Annotated in this window: 3 protein-coding genes; 2 read left to right on the top strand and 1 reads right to left on the bottom strand. The window is 49.4% G+C overall.

Annotated elements, in window-relative coordinates:
- Positions 1-192: 192 nt before the first annotated feature.
- Complete coding sequence (locus tag CX664_RS25150) at positions 193-411, top strand: hypothetical protein (protein WP_146000372.1); 219 nt, start codon at positions 193-195, stop codon at positions 409-411.
- Positions 412-1,217: 806 nt separating this feature from the next.
- Here CX664_RS25150 and CX664_RS26060 read toward each other — a convergent pair.
- Positions 1,218-2,141, bottom strand: a complete 924-nt coding sequence (locus CX664_RS26060; protein WP_146000373.1) for a hypothetical protein — start codon at positions 2,139-2,141, stop codon at positions 1,218-1,220.
- Between the two features lie 292 nt (positions 2,142-2,433).
- Between CX664_RS26060 and CX664_RS28405 the strand changes: the two genes are divergently transcribed.
- A partial coding sequence (locus CX664_RS28405) for a DUF6444 domain-containing protein (protein WP_219622304.1) occupies positions 2,434-2,593 on the top strand: 160 nt, incomplete at its 3' end.

Raw genomic sequence — 2,593 nt, forward strand, 5'->3', positions numbered from 1 at the left:
ACACAAAGAAGCAAACAGGTCAGTGATGTTGGAGTATTTTTTTTCTACATCGGTAAAAGCGTTATTAATAGGGTTTTGATAACGGTAGCCAGTTTTATGGCAGAGGTAAGAAAAGTTTGAATTACATGGGGCTTTTTTTGCTATGAAAATGCAATTCCCGGACAGCCGCCCAGCACTGCTGGTGCGGCAAATGTGACAGAACCCGGGCCAGAAAAGGTCATGCCTGGTACTGTGGCCATCGTCTCTTTGATTGGAGACGGTAGAGCGGTGCTGAACAATCAAGATTTTTTAATACTGCGAAATGATTTTGCATTCACTGTTTTTTTTGCACGACAGACAACTTATATTCAAAACAGGCACCCTACCGGCAATAATTCAGCGCCTCAGAAGAAACAGAAGACAATGATTTAAGCAGCTGCGCCATTTCGTCCAGCTTTTGCAGCTGAAAAACTTATTTGATATCCCGCCGGATAATCGCATCAGTATAAGATCTGAACCAGCGTGTTCTTCGATTTGAAGAACGCTGCATTGCTTTTGGATAACCACCACAAGCTATTGCCGAAATAACCTGGTCAAGCTCAATCAGCGACCCGAGCGGAGGAGTAAAATTCGCAGACAGTAGCTGATAATATCATGCTCTTCCTGCCTGCCAGCAGGCCTCTGCTTCAACTCGCTCTGACTGAATGGGTACTCTGCGTCGCCCTACCTCCCATATTCATGTGGTCGTCGAGATTCGTGGCAGTTTATGAAATATCCGGGTTAATGGGTATTAGCTGGTTCATGCGCTGTCTCAACGAATACTCAGGAATTGTCCTGAAATAATTTGCACATTTCATGGTCCCAAAACTACGTTCATCCTGAGCGGAGTCGAAGGGTGCCTGGCACAATCTATCATGCCTCGGAGTTAACGCCCTTCGACAGGCTCAGGACGAACGTAGTTTTGAAACCCAGAAATGTGGAAATTATTTCAGGATAACTCCTCAGTAGCCACTTTGAACTGGTCAACTGGACTGGCCGAATTATCCGCAAAGGCAACTGTGGTCGTATAACTGACGATGTTCCGCCTATCCTGGAGCGCCTGGGTATTGACCCACATGAATGTCTGGAGACTATGCGCTGGAATAATCGCTTTCACCGCGCGTTGCCCTCACTGAAAACTTATGTAGAAAGCATTGGAAAAGGCTGGGTTCATGGCATGGCTGTGAGCAGGGGGCTTTTTATCTCTTTCCCAGTGTTCGCCATGGGGCTGCTGCTATCTGTTGCCTACCCGCCGGTTTGCCATAGCTATCGTCAGAGTCAGTCCCATGTTCGGTCAGTACATGGTACACAGGGCTGCCTGGTCGGGTGCGTTTTCCAGTGTTCGCCACGGAGTTGCTGCCTGTTGCCATACCGGCCTGGCCGTCGGCCAACGGTTCACCATGGTTATCGTCAGAGTCAGTCCCATGTTTGGTCAGTACATGGTACACAGGGCTGCCTGGTCGGGTGGGTTTTCCAGTGTTCGCCACAGAGTTGCTGCCTGTTGCTATACCGGGCTGCCCGTCCGCCACCGGTTCACCATGGTTATCGGTGGATTCATACCCGATCAGTTCTAAGTACACAGGGATGTCAGAGGGGGCGGGTTCTTTTTCATTACCCATCAGGGGATTGTAGTCCCCTGTTGCCGTGTTCCCTTGTCTGAATGTTAACGTTTGGTAATGGCCTGGGGGAGCAGGCAGCGGTCTCGTGTTTCTCGGCCTGAACGACAACGGTTGGTAATGATCCCGGGGAGGAGCAGGCAGCGGTCTCGTGTTCCTCGGCCTGAACGACAACGGTTGGTAATGATCCCGGGGAGGAGCAGGCAACTGTCCCTCAGCACGGGGACGGCCGCTGGCTGGGGGCGGCATGGGTTCCGCGCGGTTACGACCAGCATTAGTCGATGACCTTTGGCTGTAATAGCGGTAGGCGATCACACCGACCAGCACAATAATCACCGTACCCAGGGTGGCGATACAAGCTATAACGGCAGGGCTTGGTGATGCCGCTGGCGGTGTTGGTGCGGCAAATGTAGCAGGATCCGGACCGGAGAAGTTCGTTTTTTGCACCTTGGGCCGAGTTGTTGGGGGCGTTGTCGTGGTGACAGAACCCGAATTGGAAGAGTTCATGGTGCTGCCTGGTGTTGTGGCCATCGTCTCTGTGATTGATGTGCCAGGACAATAATTATCGATTTGGAGCTTTAGTTTTGCCAAGTCGGGGGCAATAATTTCACAGATATCATTATCCCGCCAATACTGACACCCCTTGTCAGTCCTTTCTGTTTTGACATTATTACGACTGATAACAGTGACATTACAAATAAACGAGTGTAACTATTCAGCACCCCTAACATAAATCTGGAATTTTCTGATTTTTATACCATCCTCTTAACCACTGTTTTTTTATTAATATTTAGCCAACATGGTTCAAAAGCCACCTGCACCTTTATCGACTGAGATTCTCTTGAAAGAGAATACACAGCTGCGCATAAAAGTTGCCTGCCTGGAACAACGTTGTAGAGAATTGGAAGAAAGGGTTGGTAAGAACAGTCAAAACAGCAGCAAGCCACCATCGTCTGATG

This window comes from Endozoicomonas acroporae (assembly GCF_002864045.1).
In the GTDB taxonomy this organism is placed as follows: domain Bacteria; phylum Pseudomonadota; class Gammaproteobacteria; order Pseudomonadales; family Endozoicomonadaceae; genus Endozoicomonas; species Endozoicomonas acroporae.

Bases quoted from the DNA above. Each gene is read 5' to 3' on its own strand.
- CX664_RS26060 (WP_146000373.1), bottom strand. From the start codon at position 2,141: ATGAACTCTTCCAATTCGGGTTCTGTCACCACGACAACGCCCCCAACA.